We start from the raw sequence: 17,488 nt of genomic DNA, 5'->3' as shown, positions 1-17,488 counted from the left end.
AACAGCTTGCCGCGTGGGGGGCGAATTCAGTCAGGCACTGGCAAGGTGAGGCTTTCTTTTACTTCTTCCATCACGATATAGCTTTTGGATTCGCGCACATGGGGCAGCTTCAGCAAAATGTCGCCCAGCAATTTGCGATAGGACGCCATTTCCGAAATGCGGGCCTTGACCAAGTAATCGAAGTCGCCAGAGACCAAGTGGCATTCCAGTACGTGCGGCAACTTGAGTACGGCCCTACGGAATTCCTCGAAGGTGTCACCCGACTTGTAATCCAGGCTAATCTCTACGAACACCAGCAGGCTGCCTTTGAGGTGCTGTGGGTTGAGGCGCGCGTAGTAGCCCATGATGATGCCTTCCCGTTCCAGGCGCCGTACGCGTTCCGTGCAAGGCGTGGTCGACAGGCCCACCTTTTCGCCCAGTTCGGTAAAGGACAAGCGCCCGTCAGCCTGTAGCAGCCGCAGGATGCTGCGATCGATCCTGTCCAGCTCACGCTTGGTCTGATGCTGGGTGCGCATAGGTGATGCCCCTCCAAAAAAGCCGATTCTGCCGAGAATTCCCTCCAAATATAGCCTCGTATATAGTGAATAGCACTGGTTTTGACTCCTTATACTGCCGCTATTTCGCCACTTATACAGTCGGACTGCGGGCTGCCCGCGTTCCAGGAGTTGAACATGCGAGTTCTGGTGCTGGGCAGCGGTGTCATTGGCACAACCACGGCGTATTACCTTGCCCGGCAAGGGTTCGAGGTAGTGGTGGTAGACCGCCAGCCAGCGGTGGCGATGGAAACCAGCTTTGCCAACGCGGGCCAGGTGTCTCCAGGCTACGCGTCTCCCTGGGCGGCCCCTGGCATTCCCCTCAAGGCTCTGTCCTGGCTTGCCCAGCGCCATGCGCCGCTCGCTATCAAGGCAACCGGCAGCCTGGATCAGTACCTGTGGATGGCGCAGATGCTGCGCAACTGCACGGCCAGCCGCTACGCCATCAACAAAGAGCGCATGGTGCGGCTGTCCGAATACAGCCGCGATTGCCTCGATGAGTTGCGTGCCGAAACAGGCATTGCCTACGAAGGCCGCACCCTGGGCACCACACAGGTGTTTCGCACGCAGGAACAGTTAGATAACGCGGCAAAGGACATTGCGGTGCTCAAGCAGTCCGGGGTGCCGTTCGAAGTGCTTGACCGTGCTGGCATCGCACGCGTGGAGCCAGCCTTGGCGGCCACAGGCGATCTGTTGGTAGGGGCGCTACGGCTGCCCAACGACCAGACCGGCGATTGCCAGATGTTTACCACTCGCCTGGCGCAAATGGCCCAGGCCCTGGGTGTCGAGTTTCGCTTTGGCCAGACCATCGAGCGCTTGGTGCAGGCCGGTGGTGAGGTAAAAGGCGTGATGATAGACGGGAAGCTGGAAACAGCCGACCGGTATGTGCTGGCGCTGGGCAGTTACTCGCCAGCCCTGCTTAAACCACTGGGTATCAAGGCACCGGTGTATCCCCTCAAGGGCTATTCGCTGACTGTTCCTATTACCGATCCCGCCATGGCACCGGCCTCTACCATTCTGGATGAGACCTACAAGGTAGCCCTTACACGTTTTGACAACCGGATTCGTGTGGGCGGCATGGCGGAAATCGCCGGTTTTGACCTGTCACTCAATCCGCGCCGGCGTGAAACGCTGGAGATGATCGTGAATGATCTCTATCCTCGGGGCGGTGACTTGGCTCAAGCCAGCTTCTGGACTGGCCTGCGGCCGACGACGCCGGACGGTACGCCTATCGTAGGCGGCACCGCCCTGCGCAACCTGTTCCTCAATACCGGGCATGGCACCTTGGGTTGGACCATGGCCTGCGGCTCTGGCCGCCTGCTGGCGGACCTGATGGCACGCAAGAAACCGCAGATCAGCGCCCAGGGCCTTGATATATCCCGCTACACCCATTCACAGGAGAACGCCCGGCATGGTCATCCAGCGCCAGCTCACCAATGAGCGCATGAGCCAGATTGTCACCCACAATGGCGTGGTGTATCTGGGAGGGCAGGTTGGCGATGATTTGAACGCCAGCATCGAGCAGCAGACCCGGGAAACCTTGGGCAGTATTGAGCGCTTGCTCGACCTGGCAGGCTCCAGCAAGGAACATTTGCTGTCAGTCACCATTTACCTGAAAGACATCGATGCCCACTTTAAGGGCATGAACGCCGTTTGGGACCAATGGCTACCCAAGGGCGTAGCACCGGCCCGCGCCACTGTAGAAGCCAAGCTGTGCGAGCCGGGCATTCTCGTAGAGTTGTCGGTTACCGCTGCCCTCAAGTAATGCTTCCTCGCCCGGCCTGCTTATGAAGCAGCCGGGTTTTTTATTGTGTTTTAACCTTGAACGAGCACTTCCATGCGCCCCGCCCGTGCCCTCATCGACCTTCAAGCCCTACGTGACAATTACCAGTTTGCTCGCGAGCTGGCGGGCGCCCGTGCCTTGGCCGTGATCAAAGCCGATGCGTATGGCCATGGCGCAGTACAGTGCGCGCAAACACTGGCAGATAGCGCCGACGGTTTTGCCGTGGCCTGTATTGAAGAAGCACTGGCGCTGCGCGAAGCGGGACTTCAGGCGCCCATTCTTTTGCTTGAGGGGTTTTTCGAGGCCAGTGAGCTACCGCTTATCATCGAGCATCGCCTGTGGTGTGTCGTGCATTCGCTGTGGCAGGTCGACGTTATCGAGCAGGCCGTACTGCAAGGGCCTTTGACCGTCTGGTTGAAAATGGACTCGGGCATGCACCGCGTCGGTGTAAGCCCTGCTGAATATGCTCAGGCCTATCAGCGCCTGCTGGCTACTGGCAAGGTCGCGAAAGTAGTGCTGATGAGCCATTTCTCCAGCGCCGACGAGCTGGACAACCCCCGAAGCCTGGAGCAGGTGGCGCAGTTTACCCAAGCCACTGAAGGGCTACAGGCTGAAACAAGCCTGCGCAATTCCCCCGCTGTATTGGGTTGGCCTCAGGTGAAAAGCGATTGGGTGCGGCCCGGTATCATGCTGTACGGTGCCACGCCCTTTGAGCACGCCCAGGCCAATGCCGATGCGCTCAAGGCTGTCATGATCCTGGAGTCACGGGTGATCAGTGTGCGCGAGCTACCGGCAGGTGAACCTATCGGGTATGGGCAGCATTTTGTAACGGAGCGGCCCATGCGGGTGGGTGTGGTGGCCATGGGTTACGCCGATGGCTATCCGCGCCATGCGCCCACTGGGACGCCTGTCGTGGTGGCTGGCAAGCGCAGCCAATTGCTGGGGCGGGTGTCTATGGACATGCTGTGCATTGATCTCACGGATGTGCCAGAGGCGACGGTTGGCAGCCTGGTGGAGTTGTGGGGCCGCCAAGTGCTAGCCAGCGAAGTGGCAACCTGGGCCAATACCATTCCTTACCAGCTGTTCTGCAACCTGAAGCGTGTACCCTTGGTGTACAGCGAATAGCCCGTCCCTAAACCCTTGGCCCGGTACGGCTGTTGTAAATACTGAACACTGTTGCCATCATGCTGTTCATTATTTCCAGCAGATACCCCGGGGAGGGTCCCGCCATTGGACGTCGGTGAACGATTGCAAGCCATCCGCAAGCTCAAGGGCCTGTCTCAACGGGAGCTGGCCAAACGTGCGGGGGTGACCAACAGCACCATCTCGATGATCGAGAAAAACAGCGTAAGCCCTTCGATCAGTTCCTTGCGAAAGGTGTTGAGCGGCATCCCTATGTCAATGGTGGAATTCTTTTCCGAAGAATTGGCGCCTGAAAGCTCTGCGCAAATTGTGTACAAAGCCCACGAGCTGATCGACATTTCAGACGGCGAAGTCACCATGAAACTGGTAGGGCGCGGCCATTCCAGCCGGGCCATTGCCTTCCTTTCGGAAATCTATCCCCCTGGCGCTGACACGGGCGAAGAAATGCTCACCCACGATGGCGAGGAAACGGGCATTCTTCTGGAAGGCCGGTTGGAGCTGGTCGTTGGCCTGGACACGTTCGTACTGGAAGCCGGCGACAGCTATTACTTTGAAAGCTCACGCCCGCATCGTTTCCGCAACCCTTATGATGTTCCAGCACGGCTGATCAGCGCAGCCACGCCCGCGAATTTCTAGAAGCTGCAGCAAAAGATTCGGCAGGTTCCCGGCCTGCGCCTTCGGCTACAACCGGTCCTGCAGGGTGCTGTGCAAGGCGCCTGATGCGGGATAGGTTCCTGATACAGGTGGAGCGATCCTGCGGGAGCCCGCGCGCAGCGGGCGAACTTAGGCAAGTACGTAGCGTGAAACGAGCTCCGGATTCGCCTTCGACTGCAACCGATCTTGCAGGGTGCTGTGGTGGGCATGGCTTCTGCGCTTGAGCGGGCACCATGTGCTTACGTCAGCAATACCGAAACATTCCGCCACCCTGCGGTCATAATCACCAAAGCATCCGAAAGGGAGGTTGTGATGACTGAAGTGGTAAGCCTGGAACGTGCGGTTGATGTGGTGCTGGAACGCCTGCCCGCACATATCCGATTGGGCCTTCCCCTGGGCCTTGGCAAGCCGAACCGCTTCGTGAATGCACTGTACGCCCGCATCAAGGCACTTCCTGAACGGCAACTTACGGTCTATACCGCCCTGTGCCTGAGCCGTCCATCGTTGGGCGATGGCCTGCAACGCCGCTTCCTTGAGCCTTTCATCGAGCGCGTATATGGCGACTACCTGGAACTGGACTTCGTAGCAGACCTGGCTACCGATGCGTTGCCGCCTAATGTACGCATCGAACAGTTTTTCATGCAGGCCGGTGCTACGGGGAGCAGCCAGCAGGCTCAGCAGGCCTATGTCAGCAGCAATTACAGTCATGCGGCACGGGATATCAACGCACAGGGTATCAACCTGGTTGCACAACTGGTGGCCGAAGCCCCCGAACGCTCAGGCTTTCTCAGCGTGAGCTGCAACCCTGACATCACCCTTGACCTGCTACCTATGCTGGAGCGTCGACGCTGGGAAGGCCAGGCCATTCTGGTGTTGGGCCAGGTACATGCCGACCTGCCTTACATGCCTGGCGATGCCGAGTTACCCCGGGAGCAATTCGACCTGCTGATCGATACACCCGAGCACAGCACGCTGTTCTCCACCCCTAATCAACCAGTAGGTATTCGCGAGCATTTCATCGGCCTGCACGCCAGTACCCTGGTCCAGGATGGCGGCACGCTACAGATCGGTATTGGCGCATTAGGCGATGCGATCACGGCTGCACTGCTTACCCGGCAAGCCGATAACCCGGCGTACCGTACGGTGATCGATGAGGCCCAGACAGGCCAGTGGGCCGGCTTGATCCATCAGGAAGGCGGGCTGGCGCCCTTCGCGACAGGCCTGTACGGATGCAGCGAAATGTTTGTGAACGGCCTGCTGGTGCTGGCCGACGCAGGCATACTGCGCCGCCGTGTGCTGGGTGGGCCGGAAGGGCCCGACCCTGTGCTGGACACGGAAGGCGCGGTGTTGCACGGCGGCTTTTTCCTAGGGCCTTCGTCGTTCTATGCACGTTTACGGGAAATGCCCATGGAGGCCCGGGCGCGCTTCGCCATGACCGCCATCAGCTATGTGAACACGCTGTATGGCGACGAAACACTCAAGCGCCAGCAGCGTACTCATGCACGGTTCATGAACACCGTGCTGAGTGTCAATCTGCTAGGCGCTGCGGCGTCCGATCAGTTACCCGATGGGCGTGTACTCAGTGGCGTAGGCGGGCAGTTCGATTTTGTGGTGCAGGGGCAGGAACTGGAGGGCGCTCGCTCTATTCTCCTGCTGCGCAGCTGGCGTGAAAGCGGCGGCACGGTAACGTCGAACATTGTCTGGGAGCAGGGGCAGTGCACGATCCCTCGGCATTTGCGCGATATCGTGATCACGGAGTACGGCATCGCCGACCTGCGCGGCAAAAGCGACGCGCAGGTGATAGAAGCGTTGTTGAACATCGCTGACTCGCGCTTCCAACCCGCCCTGCTGGACCAGGCGCAAATGGCAGGCAAGTTGCCTCGCGACTTTCGCCTGGACCAACGTTTTACCGATAATACGCCGCAGTGGCTGGAAGACATCCGTGCCCGGCAGCCTCACGTCTTCCCCGAATACCCGTTGGGCAGCGATTTCACTGCCACCGAGAAGGACCTGCTGCGAGCGTTGAATTGGGTGAAAAGCAAGTTCCATTTCACCGAGCTGCTGGACCTTGGGCGTGCTGCACTGGAGGCGCCTGACGCCTCGTTGTACCCTGAGGAACTGGCGCGCATGCGCCTGGACGCGCCTTCAGGCCTGCGTGAACAGCTTGAGCAACGGCTGTTGCTGGCAGGGCTGCAGGCGACCCGACTGTAACCTTTTTAAAAAGTATCACCCATGAACACACCGCTGTTTTCAAGGCATGCCCGGCGCCTGCTCATGGCAGGATACGCCGTTCTAGGCGTTCAAAGCTTGGCTCAGGCCGACCTGCGCTGTGGCACGGCCCTTGTATCCGAGGGGGCGTCCACCTATGCCGTGCAGAAAAAATGCGGCCCACCCGTGCACCGTGAAGTGATCCCGGCAGCGCTGGCCGCCGACGGCACCCGGCGCGCCCAGGCAGCTACCATTGAACACTGGGTGTACGGGCCTCGCAATGGTGCGACCTACCAGCTGAAGTTTATCGACGGCACGTTGGTGAGCATCGACTTGTCACGCTGAGATCAGCTGGGCAGAAAACTCACCTCACCTCCGGCCAGGGAGGCAACACGCGCCAGAGACTCCACACGATAGCCTTGCTCTTCAAGCTGCGCGCGGCCGGTCTGGAACGACTTTTCAATCACGATACCTAGCCCGGCCACTTCCGCCTCGGCCTGGTGAATGATGGAAATCAACGCCTGCGACGCCCGGCCATTGGCCAGGAAGTCGTCGATGATCAGCACCTTGTCACCCTTTTGCAGGTGCCGGGGCGAAATGGCCACGGTGCTCTCGGTCTGCTTGGTGAACGAATACACCGAAGCGGTGAGCAGGTGCTCGGTCAACGTCAGTGACGCATGCTTGCGGGCAAAGATCACCGGTACACCCAGGCATAGCCCGGTCATCACGGCGGGCGCAATGCCGGACGCTTCGATGGTGACGATCTTGTTGATACCCAAGCCGCCGAAACGGCGGGCGAATTCTTCGCCAATAGCCTGCATCAGTGCGGGGTCGATCTGATGGTTGAGGAAGGCATCGACCTTCAGTACTTGGTCGGACAATACAATACCTTCTTCACGGATCTTGTTATGCAGGGCTTCCACGAGGGCTCCTTGGGTCAGCGCTTGAGCATGGCGCGGATGTCGGCCAATGCATGGTTGCCCCGGGCGGCTTTCACCTCCACGGGGGTGTCTTGCAAACCTTCCCAAGCCAGGTCATCGGCGGGAAGTTCGTCAAGGAAACGGCTAGGCGCGCAGTCGATGACTTCACCGTACTGCTTGCGTTTGGCGGCGAAGGTGAACGCTAGCGTTTGACGTGCGCGGGTGATACCCACGTACGCCAGCCGACGCTCTTCTTCGATGGTATCGGCCTCGATGCTGGAGCGGTGAGGGAGAATTTCCTCTTCCATGCCCATGATGAACACGTAGGGGAACTCCAGGCCCTTGGACGCGTGCAGCGTCATCATCTGCACACCATCGGCCCCTTCCTCTTCCTCCTGCTGGCGTTCGAGCATGTCACGCAGCACCAGTTTACCGATGGCATCCTCAATCGTCATGCCGCCGTCTTCATCCTTGTCCAAGGTATTTTTCAGGGCTTCGATCAGAAAGGCCACGTTCCCGATGCGGTAGTCGGCAGCCTTGTCACTGGAACTGTTCTGGCGAATCCAGTTTTCATAGTCGATGTCTGCCACCATGGCCTTGAGTGCGGCGATGGGGTCGTCTTGGGATACCTGCTGGCGCACGCCATCCATCCAGCGCTTGAAGCGCTGCAGGCGGTCTACGAAACGGCTGTCCAGGTGCTCGCCCAGGCCCAGCTCGGCACTGGCCTCGTACATGGAGGTATTGCGCTGGGTGGCGTAGTTGCCAAGCTTTTCCAGGGTTGTGGAGCCGATTTCCCGGCGCGGCACGTTGATCACGCGCAGGTAGGCGTTGTCGTCGTCCGGGTTCACCAGCAGGCGGAAGTAGGACATCAGGTCTTTCACTTCCTGGCGGGCGAAGAAACTTGTACCGCCTGACAACCGATAAGGCACCTGGTGGTGCTGGAGCTTGAGCTCGATCAGTTTGGCCTGGTAGTTGCCACGGTACAGGATGGCGAAATCCCGGTAGGGGCGGTCGGTGCGCAGGTGGAGTGTGAGGATTTCCATCGCAACGCGCTCGGCTTCAGCGTCTTCGTTCTTGCAGCGAATCACACGGATTTCATCGCCGTGGCCCATTTCGCTCCACAACTGCTTCTCGAACGCATGGGGGTTATTGGCGATCAGCGTATTGGCGCATCGCAGAATACGACTGGTAGAGCGGTAGTTCTGCTCCAGCATCACGACTTTCAGGGAGGGGTAATCCTCCTTGAGCAGCATGAGGTTTTCCGGCCGGGCACCGCGCCAGGCATAAATGGACTGATCGTCATCACCTACTACGGTGAACTGGTTGCGGGTGCCAATCAGTTGTTTCACCAACAGGTATTGGCTGGCGTTGGTGTCCTGGTACTCGTCGACCAGCAGATAACGCACACGGTTCTGCCACTTCTCCAGGATATCGGCATGCTCCTGGAACAGCTTGACCGGCAGCAGGATCAAGTCGTCGAAATCCAGTGCATTGTAGGCCTTGAGCGTGCGCTGGTAGGCTGCGTACACGATGGCCGCGGTTTGTTCACGGGGGTTGCGGGCCTCTTCAAGTGCCTGGGGCGGAAGGATCAGGTCGTTCTTCCAGCTGCCGATCATGTGCTTGATTTCGTCGGCACCGTCGTCCCCGGCGTACTCCTTTTGCATGATATCCGTGAGCAGCGCCTTGATGTCGCTTTCATCGAAGATCGAAAAGCCTGGTTTGTAGCCTAGCCGGGCATACTCCTTACGGATGATGTTCAACCCCAGGTTGTGGAAGGTTGAGACGGTAAGCCCGCGGCCTTCGCTGCCGCGCAACAGGCTGGTCACGCGCTCCTTCATTTCGCGTGCCGCCTTGTTGGTAAAGGTTACGGCCACGATGTATTGGGCGCGCACGCCGCACTGTTGCACCAGGTAGGCAATTTTGCGGGTAATAACGCTGGTCTTGCCTGAGCCTGCGCCAGCGAGCACCAGCAGCGGGCCGCCTACGTAGTTCACTGCTTCTTGTTGCCTGGGGTTGAGCCGAGACATGAATTCCAGATAGGTTTGCCAAAAAAAGGTCGCGCATTTTAGCAGGGCGTGCGCTATCTGCCGCGACCGTCTCTCGACCCCCTGAGATTTTCTATATATTTTGATACTTTTACGTCATGGCCGTAGCGCTGCTTACAGCCATGACGCAGATCGTGGCGTATGTGTCAGCGAAAATCATTATCATCTCCAGGGCGCATCCCTGTGCTACCCCTGCGTAAAGTGTCTTCACGCTCATAAGGAGCTCGCTTGTCCACGCTCACCGAACCCTTGCGGTTGCTGTTGATCTCGCAACAGGATGCGTGGGAGGCTGCGTTGCGCAGCTGTCTCGACACGCTGGGGGGGCCATGGACGCTGGCACGGGCAACCACGTGGGGGCCACCCTGGGACCTTGAAACCGTCACCGCTGAAGCCGGCCTGCTGGTGGTATTGGCCACGCCGGAGTGCCAGCCGGCTGCAGGCCGGTGCGGTTGGCCCCAGGTATTGCTGCTAGAAGCCGAGCCAGGCGAGCCGCCGGCCGGCGCTAGCGACTGGCTTGTCATGCAGGGCCTGGACGCCAGTGCGCTGCGGCGTTGTTTGCGCCATGTGCAGGAGCGCAACCTGTTGCAGAGCACGCTGCAGCGCTTGGCGGAGGAGGATACCCTCACCGGCATCGCCAACCGGCAGGGCTTTCTTGCCATGTTGGCCGCCCGGCTGGCAAGCGGCGACGGCCGTGGCCTGGCCCTTGGGCACCTGGACCTGGACAACTTCCGCCATGCCAACGATTGCCTGGGCTATCAGGCCGGGGACGGGCTGATACGCCAGGTGGTGGCACGGCTCAAGGCACAGCTTGCGCCAGGCGACCAATTGGCACGCCTGGGTGGTGACGAGTTTGCCTTGCTGATCGATACGCAGCGCGACCCCTCGCGTGCCGAGCGCCTGGCCGAGCAGATCACCGAAGCCTTGGCAGACCCCTATTGGATAGAAGGGGAAAGCCTGCTGATCGGCTGCAGCCTGGGCATCGCCCACGGCCGGCAACGTACAGACCCCGACCCGCTGATGTGGCATGCGCACATGGCCATGCGCCAGGCGAAAAGCATCCAGGGTTGTACGTTTCATGTCTTCAACGAGCAGGCCAACCGCCAGGCGCGCAACAAGGTAGACCTGGAAGGTGAACTTCGCCGTGCACTGCGCAGGGACGAGCTGGAGATGCACTACCAGCCACGGCTGGACCTGGGTAACGGCCGAATCGTAGGGCTTGAGGCCCTCGTGCGCTGGCGCCATGCCGAGCGAGGGCTATTGGCGCCCAGCGAGTTCGTGCCGTTGGCCGAGCAGAGCGGGCTGATCGTACCCTTGGGCTACTGGGTGCTCGCACGTGCGCTTGAAGACATGCAGGCCTTGCGGCAGGCGGGTATTGCGCCTTTGCATATGGCAGTCAACCTCTCGTTCAGGCAGTTTCAGGACAGTCAGTTGCTGGGCACCCTCAGCCGCCTGATCAATGATCGCGGAATCGATGCCAGCTGGCTTGAGTTCGAGCTGACGGAAACAGCGGTGATGCGCCGTAACGACCAGGTGCGCCATACCATGGATGCGCTGCGCCAGCTGGGCGTGCGTTTCTCGCTGGACGATTTTGGCACCGGTTTTTCTTCCTTCGTACACCTCAGCAGCTTGCCTATTGCGCTGTTGAAGATCGATCGCAGTTTTGTTGCGCATATGAATGAGCGGGCCGAAAGCCGGCAACTGGTGCGGGCTATGGTCAACCTGGCCCACAACCTCCACTTGGAGGTTGTGGCCGAAGGTGTGGAAACCGCCGAACAACTTAACGAGCTAAGGGCCTATGGGTGCGATCAGGCGCAAGGTTTTCTGATCAGCCGGCCCATGCCCTTGAGCGCCTTGCTGGCCTACTTGCAAACCGGCCTGAACCGGCACAGCGATGCCCGGCTGCGCTAGGCCTTGTACGAAAAGTGGCTGCGCTCGCCGGCTTTGCGTACAAACCCTAAGCAGTCATAGGGCTCCGCTGCCGGCTCCGGCCTGCACAAGCGGTGGCTTCAATCGTTTCATCTTGGCTTCGAATGCCAGTGTCAGGCAGATGGCCGCGCAGGCCAGCCCAAGCGCCAGCCCCCACCACACGCCTACGGCGCCATGGCCGAAGTGGAATGCCAGTAGCCAGGCAGCAGGCGCACCTACCAACCAGTAGCACGCCAGGCCCACCAGAAATGTAAGGCGGGCATCCTTCAGGCCGCGAATGGCTCCCATGGCTATGGTTTGTACGCCGTCGAACAATTCGAACCAGGCGGCCACCGCAAGCAGTTGCATGGCCAATTGGAAAATGGCAATGAATGCCGGGTCTGAGCCGTCAATAAACAGACCCACCAGCTTGCCAGGCACCAGCCACAACACCAGTGAAAAGCTGAGCATGATGATGGCCCCAAAACCAATGCCCAAGCGACCCGCCTTGTGGACCTGGCCCAGTTGGCCCGCGCCATAATGGCGCCCAATGCGTAGCGTTACCGCGTAGGAAAGCCCAGCAGGGACCATGAATGCCACGGACACGATTTGCAGCGCAATCTGATGTGCGCCTAGTTGAGTTTGCCCCATGTTGCCCATGCACAGGGCCGCGAAGGCAAAGAGCCCTACCTCTACGGCGTAGGTGCCGCCGATGGGAAGGCCCAGCCGCCATAGCTCCTTGAGTGCCTCACCACAGGGCCTGGACAGGCCATTGAGGAAAGGGTAAGCCGCATAGCTAGGGTTGCGATTGATGTAGAACGCCAGCGCCAGGCCCATGGCGGTAGCCACTGTTGCCGTGACCATGCCAATGCCGGCAAGCCCCAGCGGCGGCAGGCCAAAAGTGCCGTTGAGTACGGCCAGGTTGAGCACAAGGTTCAGCAATGTGCCTGCAATGCTGATCACCATGACCGGCGCTGCCTTGCCTACCGCGCTGGTAAAACCGCGCAGTGCCATGAAGCTGAGCGAGCCGGGCAGGGCGAATGCCAGTACTTTGAGAAATTCACTGGCCGCTGCCACGTTTTCCGGCGTTTGCCCGAGGCGGAGCAACACCGGTGGCAGGTTCCACAGCAGTAGGCCTCCGGCTATCGCCAGGCCCCAGGCCAGCCACAAACCTGCCTGGGTCAGCCGGGTCACCCCAGCCGTGTCTCCTGCGCCCTGGCGAATGGACGCCAATGTGCCTACCGCAGCCATCACACCGACGCAGAAAATGGACACGAATGAGTAGCTGGCGGCCCCTAGGCTACCCCCTGCCAGGGCTTGGGGGCCGATACGGGCCATCATGATGGTATCGGTCAGGATCATCAGCATGTGTGCCAACTGGGAGGCAATCAGCGGGCCGGCCAGGCGTAACAGGGCCTTGAGTTCAGAGCGGGCAGTAAGCGGCATGGGAGGACACGGATCCGACTGTAATCAGCCGGTGATTCTGCGCTTTGCCGGCTCTACCTACAAAAGGATAATAGCGATCGATGACATGAGTTTTAGTCATACTGGCTTTTGCTTTGGCAACTGAACCTATAGCCTGAAACCGCCCTTGGCTGTCTGAGCCCGAACCTCCCCATGACCCGTCGCCTACCCCCGCTATACGCGTTGCGAGCCTTTGAGGCTGCCGCCCGCTACAGTTCTTTCACCCGCGCTGCCGAAGAGTTGGCCATTACTCAAAGCGCAGTAAGCCGCCACGTGCGTACCTTGGAAGAGCACTTCGCTTGCAAGTTGTTCGTGCGGGCAGGGCGCAGCCTGGTCCTGAGTGAATCTGGCCGTCTGCTGCTTCCGGGTGTGCGTGAAGGCTTTTCTTCCTTGGAGCGAGCCTGCGCCACGCTTATTGGGGAAGATGGCATTTTGCGCATGAAAGCGCCTTCAACCCTGACCATGCGTTGGCTGCTGGCTCGCCTGAGCCGTTTTCGCCATTTGCAAAGTGGCAACGAAGTACAGCTCACCAGTGCCTGGATGGATATCGACGACGTGGACTTCAACCTGGAGCCCTTCGACTGCGCCGTGTTGCTGAGCAATGGAACCTTTCCTTCTGATTGGGAGGCCACGTGGCTATTTGATGAACTGCTGATTCCCGTCGGTGGGCCTGAACTCCAAGCCCAGGCGCCGTGGACTGCTGACCAGTTGGCCAATGCCGAGCTGCTGCACCCCACACCGGACCGGCGCGACTGGCGCAGCTGGCTACGGCGTACTGGGCTGGACCACAAGGTTTCCATTCGGGGTGGGCAGGTGTTCGATACCTTGGAGCTGGGCATGATCGCTGCGGCTCGCGGCTATGGGGTGTCCATCGGAGATTTATTGATGGTGGCCGAGGACGTAGCGGCCGGTCGTCTCAGTTTGCCCTGGCCCACGGCAGTGGCCAGCGGTGAGAGCTATTATCTGGTATGGCCTGGCACACGGCCCGGAAGTGAGCGTGTCCACCGGCTCAGCGAATTTCTTCGTAGCGAAGCCGCCAGCATGAAACTGCCTGCGGTCACGTTGCTTCGCTAGCCTCTTGAGCAAATAACCCTGCCTGACGCTCAAGTATGCGCCTGCCCCGCCGAAGTCATGACAGGGATCCGGCGGCAAGGGATCCATACGACCTTTGTCTATACCCTTGGAAGCGATCGAGACCGGCAAAGCTGGCACTTCCAACAGGAGCTGAAATGAAACAACCACGTGCCTTTATTGCCCGACAACTTGGTATTGCGATTGCGCTTGTACTTGTTGTGGTAATCAGCGGGAGTACCGTTTTTGCCCTGCGTTCGTTGGACCAGGCCAACCTGGCCACACGGCAGGAACACATGGCCAGTGAGGCACGGCTGCTGTCTGACCAGCTTGATACCTTCCACAATACCCTGCGTGAAAGCACCCAACGTTTGAGCGGCCTGTTCGAGTCCCGCTTCAGTGCTGGCTTAAGCCTTCACCCTGACCAGCCAGTAACGGTCGCCAACCTGGCAACGCCAGGCTTGTGGCTGGGCGAGGAAGTGTTGAACAACGACTTCCGGGAAGTGGATGATTTTCGCAAGATGACCGCCGGTGTGGCCACGGTCTTTGTACGCAGCGGTGAGGATTTTGTGCGCATCAGCACTTCGCTGACCAAGCAGGACGGTACCCGCGCCATCGGCACCGCGCTCGATCATGCTCATCCGGCCTACCAGCGGCTGTTGACTGGGCAGAACTACGTGGGTGCCGCCAACCTGTTCGGCCGCTCGTACATGACCCAGTACACGCCCGTGCGCGATGGGGGCGGCAAGGTGATCGCGGTGCTGTTCGTAGGCTTCGACTACACCGATGCGCAGAAAGCGCAGTTCGACAACCTGGCGCAGTTCCGTATTGGGAAAAGCGGCTCTCTGGCGTTGCTGGATGCGCAGAATCAGTGGCTGGTACCACCTGCCGGTGTGAAGAACCTTGAAGCGGCGGCTACGGCTATTCGTGAGGCGGGCAATACGGGTAAAGGCCACTTCTGGAATGACGGCCAGGCTGAGTATTACTCATTGGCACAACCGTTCGCCCAAGGGCCCTGGAGCGTAGTGGCCAGCATGCCGCTTGAAGAGCTGCGCGCCGTGACCTGGAACGTAGGCACCAAGTTGATGCTGGGTAGCCTGCTGGCTACGGTGCTGGCTGTGGGCGCGGCGATGATCCTGCTGCGCCGCCGGCTCAAGCCGCTGGGCGACCTGGTGAACCAGGCCGAAGCGTTGGGCGCCGGAGACCTGGAAGCGCGCTTGACGGTGGCGGGGAACGACGAAATCGCACAACTGGCGCGTAGCTTCAACCACATGGGCGAGGCACTGGCTACCATGGTGCGCCATATCCGTGTCGCATCCGAACAGGTCAGCGATCGTGCACAAGCGCTTTCAGGCCTGTCTGCCGGTGCGTATGAAGGAATGGAGCAACAAAGCGGCGAAATCACCAGCATGGCGGGCGCAGTGGAAGAATTCAGTGCCACCTCGTTGAATATCGCAGACAACATGAGCGAAACCGAGCGCGTGGCCCAGCAGAATGCCGAGCACACCCGCACGGGTCGCGCTTCCATGGAACAAGCTTCTTCCTCGCTGGAGCAGATCGCTGGCGCCCTGGGCGACACGGCAAAGGTCATCGACACCCTGGGGCAGCGGTCCCAGGAAATTGGCGGAATCGTTGGTGTGATCACGTCCATTGCCGAACAGACCAACCTGCTGGCGCTTAATGCTGCGATCGAAGCGGCACGTGCGGGTGAGCAGGGCCGAGGCTTTGCCGTGGTGGCAGACGAAGTGCGTAGCCTGGCTTCGCGTACGCGTCAGGCCACAGATGAAATCTCCACCATGATTGCCAGCATCCAGCAGCAGACTGGCCAAGCGATCCATACCATGGAGCAGGGCAACCAGCTGATGCAGGAAGGCCTGTCCCGCAATGCCAGGGTCGCTGATGCCCTGTCCCGGATCGACGAGCAAAGCCGCATGGCAGGGCAGCAGTTTGCAGCCATCGCTACCGCGACCCAGGAACAAAGTGACACCGCCACGTTGTTGAGCAGCAACCTGCAAAGCATTGCTCACGCCAACAGCGATCAGCGTGAAGTGGTCTCCAACCTGGCCACCACCGCACGCGACCTGGAGAGCGTGGCGGCTGGCCTGAGCCGTGAAGTGGACCGTTTCCGGGTTCGCGGCTGATTCACAGTAGCTTCACACCCAACTGTGCCTCGCATGCCAGTAGCGAGCGCCGTTGGGTGTTTTCATACACCTCCATTTCGTTGACCACGGGCCGCCCCAGCGCGCGCTCGAACTGCGCACGGTTGGCGTTGCTGCCGTATTCGGTGCGTGCTTCGTCGCCCAGGTTGGACTGGAAGATGCCTGCTGCACTGACCGGTAGAAAGTCTTCATACACCAAGGGGTCGCATTGGATATCGCCATCAGCGATCAACGTGTCCAGGCGTTTGCCTGAGGCGTCACCGGCCAGGCCTTGGGCTGTAGGGGTATAGCGGAACCACGCCAACCCTTGACGCCGCAGTGCTTGAGCCTCATCTGGAAACGCGGCGAATGCCTGTTCCAGCAGCGCTTGATAGCGCCCTGGGTCGCGCTCGGCAGGCACGCCCTCAAGCCCTGCCCGGGCTTTGTCCAACAGTTGGTCATACAATTCACGGCCGGCTGGCGTAAGCGCCGCGCCGCGCTGCTCGATTTCGCCAAAGCGGGCGGTGTGCGTGCCCAGGGTGGCTGGTTCACTGTCGGTGAAGGCGACCTGCTCTTCCAGAGCCTTGAAGCTGGTCTGCCGAAGCAGGATCGGCAGTTGGCGCCGTGGCGGCCCCTCGATCACGGCCTTGGGCGGAATGGCGCGGGTTGGCATCAAGGCCTGCACGTTGTCGATGTCCAGTGTGCGGGGCGTAAGGTGGTTGATATGGGGGCCATTGAAGGCCACCACGTCAGCGATCAACCGGTGCTGGTCATGCAATCGCTGGTACTGGGCCTGGGTAACCGTGGCCTGGCGGTGCCAGCGGAAGGTTTCCAGCGCCTGGGTCACGAACGTGTCCGCTTCGCTGTCCGTAAGGCCGCCCTGAGCTTCATGCTGTGCAATCAACGCCAGTGCCTTGGGTGTGAAGATCTGGCGCTTGGCCAACAAGCCTGCCGCCATTTCGCGCAGCCCCGCGTCGTTGATCAGTTCCAGGCGCAGCAGCGAAGTGAACACACGGAAGGGGCTGATGCCCAGGCTGTCTTCATGCACGGCACGGAAGGCTGTGGAATGGACCGGCACTCCAGCTGGAGACAGGTCGTAGTAGCCCACGGGTGTCATACCCATTACCGCAAACAACCGGGCAAGGGTAGCCAGCTCCTCGGCAGTGCCTACCCGAATGGCCCCGTGGCGTTCCTCATCCAAGCGCGCCAGGCCCCCGCTTCGCTGAAGTGCCTTGGCCATGGCCGGCTGGTTGGCCAGGGTTTCCTGGTTTACCTGCGCCACCAATTCCATCAGGTCGCCATACAGCGGTACTTCGGCCCGGTACATGGCTGACATGGCGCGCGAGAAGCGGGCGCGGATGTGGTCCGGGCTCACATAGTCGGGGGTAGGCATGGCGTGTTCCTTGGCGAGGGTAGGCAGGGCTTATTCAAGCGGCAGCGACGGCCTATGGGCAAGCGATAAAAAGTGCGGGCTTCATTCCTTATTTTCCGAAAGGCCCAGGTTACGACCTTTGCCAGGGGCGTGTGTTTTCTATCATTCCCCTGAGGAATGATGTGCTGCCAAATCATCGCTTGAGGGGGGCGGCCTGTGCCGTGGACTATCAACGTTATTGCGGCTGAACCT

Annotated in this window: 14 protein-coding genes; 9 read left to right on the top strand and 5 right to left on the bottom strand. The window is 60.2% G+C overall.

The window, feature by feature from the left end; genetic code table 11:
• Positions 1 to 26: 26 nt before the first annotated feature.
• Positions 27 to 515: an Lrp/AsnC ligand binding domain-containing protein gene (locus HBH25_RS08365; RefSeq protein ID WP_168083405.1), complete on the bottom strand. Its 489-nt coding sequence runs from the start codon at positions 513 to 515 to the stop codon at positions 27 to 29.
• Between the two features lie 156 nt (positions 516 to 671).
• Between HBH25_RS08365 and dadA the strand changes: the two genes are divergently transcribed.
• The 6 genes from dadA (at position 672) to HBH25_RS08335 (ending at position 6,666) form a co-directional block, all read left to right on the top strand.
• Complete coding sequence (gene dadA / locus HBH25_RS08360; RefSeq protein WP_168083403.1) at positions 672 to 1,973, top strand: D-amino acid dehydrogenase; 1,302 nt, start codon at positions 672 to 674, stop codon at positions 1,971 to 1,973.
• Positions 1,945 to 2,298 (top strand): RidA family protein, encoded by a 354-nt coding sequence (locus HBH25_RS08355; protein ID WP_168083401.1) that lies wholly within the window; start codon positions 1,945 to 1,947, stop codon positions 2,296 to 2,298. Before dadA ends, HBH25_RS08355 begins: the two co-directional genes overlap by 29 nt.
• A gap of 72 nt (positions 2,299 to 2,370) precedes the next feature.
• Entirely contained in the window at positions 2,371 to 3,441 is a 1,071-nt protein-coding gene (gene alr / locus HBH25_RS08350; protein WP_168083399.1) for an alanine racemase, read from the top strand.
• A gap of 105 nt (positions 3,442 to 3,546) precedes the next feature.
• Positions 3,547 to 4,095: a cupin domain-containing protein gene (locus HBH25_RS08345; protein WP_168083397.1), complete on the top strand. Its 549-nt coding sequence runs from the start codon at positions 3,547 to 3,549 to the stop codon at positions 4,093 to 4,095.
• Between the two features lie 330 nt (positions 4,096 to 4,425).
• Positions 4,426 to 6,324 (top strand): acetyl-CoA hydrolase/transferase family protein, encoded by a 1,899-nt coding sequence (locus tag HBH25_RS08340; RefSeq protein ID WP_168083395.1) that lies wholly within the window; start codon positions 4,426 to 4,428, stop codon positions 6,322 to 6,324.
• A gap of 21 nt (positions 6,325 to 6,345) precedes the next feature.
• Positions 6,346 to 6,666, top strand: coding sequence for a DUF2845 domain-containing protein (locus tag HBH25_RS08335; RefSeq protein ID WP_229631851.1), 321 nt, complete (start codon positions 6,346 to 6,348; stop codon positions 6,664 to 6,666).
• Positions 6,667 to 6,668: 2 nt separating this feature from the next.
• Here the strand turns inward: HBH25_RS08335 and HBH25_RS08330 are convergent, their stop codons facing one another.
• Positions 6,669 to 7,244, bottom strand: coding sequence for a xanthine phosphoribosyltransferase (locus HBH25_RS08330; protein WP_168083393.1), 576 nt, complete (start codon positions 7,242 to 7,244; stop codon positions 6,669 to 6,671).
• A 14-nt stretch (positions 7,245 to 7,258) separates the two neighbouring features.
• The gene (rep, locus tag HBH25_RS08325; protein ID WP_168083391.1) at positions 7,259 to 9,268 is read right to left on the bottom strand and encodes a DNA helicase Rep; all 2,010 of its coding nucleotides are present in this window, start codon (positions 9,266 to 9,268) and stop codon (positions 7,259 to 7,261) included.
• A gap of 246 nt (positions 9,269 to 9,514) precedes the next feature.
• Between rep and HBH25_RS08320 the strand changes: the two genes are divergently transcribed.
• Entirely contained in the window at positions 9,515 to 11,194 is a 1,680-nt protein-coding gene (locus tag HBH25_RS08320; RefSeq protein WP_168083389.1) for a putative bifunctional diguanylate cyclase/phosphodiesterase, read from the top strand.
• A gap of 54 nt (positions 11,195 to 11,248) precedes the next feature.
• Here the strand turns inward: HBH25_RS08320 and HBH25_RS08315 are convergent, their stop codons facing one another.
• Entirely contained in the window at positions 11,249 to 12,637 is a 1,389-nt protein-coding gene (locus HBH25_RS08315; protein ID WP_168083387.1) for a NorM family multidrug efflux MATE transporter, read from the bottom strand.
• A 171-nt stretch (positions 12,638 to 12,808) separates the two neighbouring features.
• On the opposite strand from HBH25_RS08315, the gene HBH25_RS08310 reads away from it, so the two are divergent.
• A complete protein-coding gene (locus tag HBH25_RS08310; RefSeq protein ID WP_168083385.1) occupies positions 12,809 to 13,729 on the top strand; it encodes a LysR substrate-binding domain-containing protein in 921 nt (306 codons plus the stop codon).
• Positions 13,730 to 13,884: 155 nt separating this feature from the next.
• Positions 13,885 to 15,867 carry a methyl-accepting chemotaxis protein gene (locus HBH25_RS08305; protein ID WP_168083383.1) on the top strand — a complete coding sequence of 661 codons (1,983 nt, stop codon included), beginning with the start codon at positions 13,885 to 13,887 and terminating at the stop codon, positions 15,865 to 15,867.
• A 1-nt stretch (position 15,868) separates the two neighbouring features.
• On the opposite strand, the gene hglS is transcribed toward HBH25_RS08305, so the two are convergent.
• Positions 15,869 to 17,257 carry a 2-oxoadipate dioxygenase/decarboxylase HglS gene (gene hglS / locus HBH25_RS08300; RefSeq protein ID WP_168083381.1) on the bottom strand — a complete coding sequence of 463 codons (1,389 nt, stop codon included), beginning with the start codon at positions 17,255 to 17,257 and terminating at the stop codon, positions 15,869 to 15,871.
• Positions 17,258 to 17,488: the final 231 nt, after the last annotated feature.

The organism is Pseudomonas quercus (assembly GCF_012033695.1).
GTDB lineage: Bacteria > Pseudomonadota > Gammaproteobacteria > Pseudomonadales > Pseudomonadaceae > Aquipseudomonas > Aquipseudomonas quercus.
Note: the sequence above shows the minus strand (reverse complement) of the source record. Positions and strands in the feature narration are given on the sequence as shown.

Bases quoted from the DNA above. Each gene is read 5' to 3' on its own strand.
- HBH25_RS08365 (WP_168083405.1), bottom strand. From the start codon at position 515: ATGCGCACCCAGCATCAGACCAAGCGTGAGCTGGACAGGATCGATCGC.
- dadA (WP_168083403.1), top strand. From the start codon at position 672: ATGCGAGTTCTGGTGCTGGGCAGCGGTGTCATTGGCACAACCACGGCG.
- HBH25_RS08355 (WP_168083401.1), top strand. From the start codon at position 1,945: ATGGTCATCCAGCGCCAGCTCACCAATGAGCGCATGAGCCAGATTGTC.
- alr (WP_168083399.1), top strand. From the start codon at position 2,371: ATGCGCCCCGCCCGTGCCCTCATCGACCTTCAAGCCCTACGTGACAAT.
- HBH25_RS08340 (WP_168083395.1), top strand. From the start codon at position 4,426: ATGACTGAAGTGGTAAGCCTGGAACGTGCGGTTGATGTGGTGCTGGAA.
- HBH25_RS08335 (WP_229631851.1), top strand. From the start codon at position 6,346: ATGAACACACCGCTGTTTTCAAGGCATGCCCGGCGCCTGCTCATGGCA.
- rep (WP_168083391.1), bottom strand. From the start codon at position 9,268: ATGTCTCGGCTCAACCCCAGGCAACAAGAAGCAGTGAACTACGTAGGC.
- HBH25_RS08315 (WP_168083387.1), bottom strand. From the start codon at position 12,637: ATGCCGCTTACTGCCCGCTCTGAACTCAAGGCCCTGTTACGCCTGGCC.
- HBH25_RS08310 (WP_168083385.1), top strand. From the start codon at position 12,809: ATGACCCGTCGCCTACCCCCGCTATACGCGTTGCGAGCCTTTGAGGCT.
- HBH25_RS08305 (WP_168083383.1), top strand. From the start codon at position 13,885: ATGAAACAACCACGTGCCTTTATTGCCCGACAACTTGGTATTGCGATT.
- hglS (WP_168083381.1), bottom strand. From the start codon at position 17,257: ATGCCTACCCCCGACTATGTGAGCCCGGACCACATCCGCGCCCGCTTC.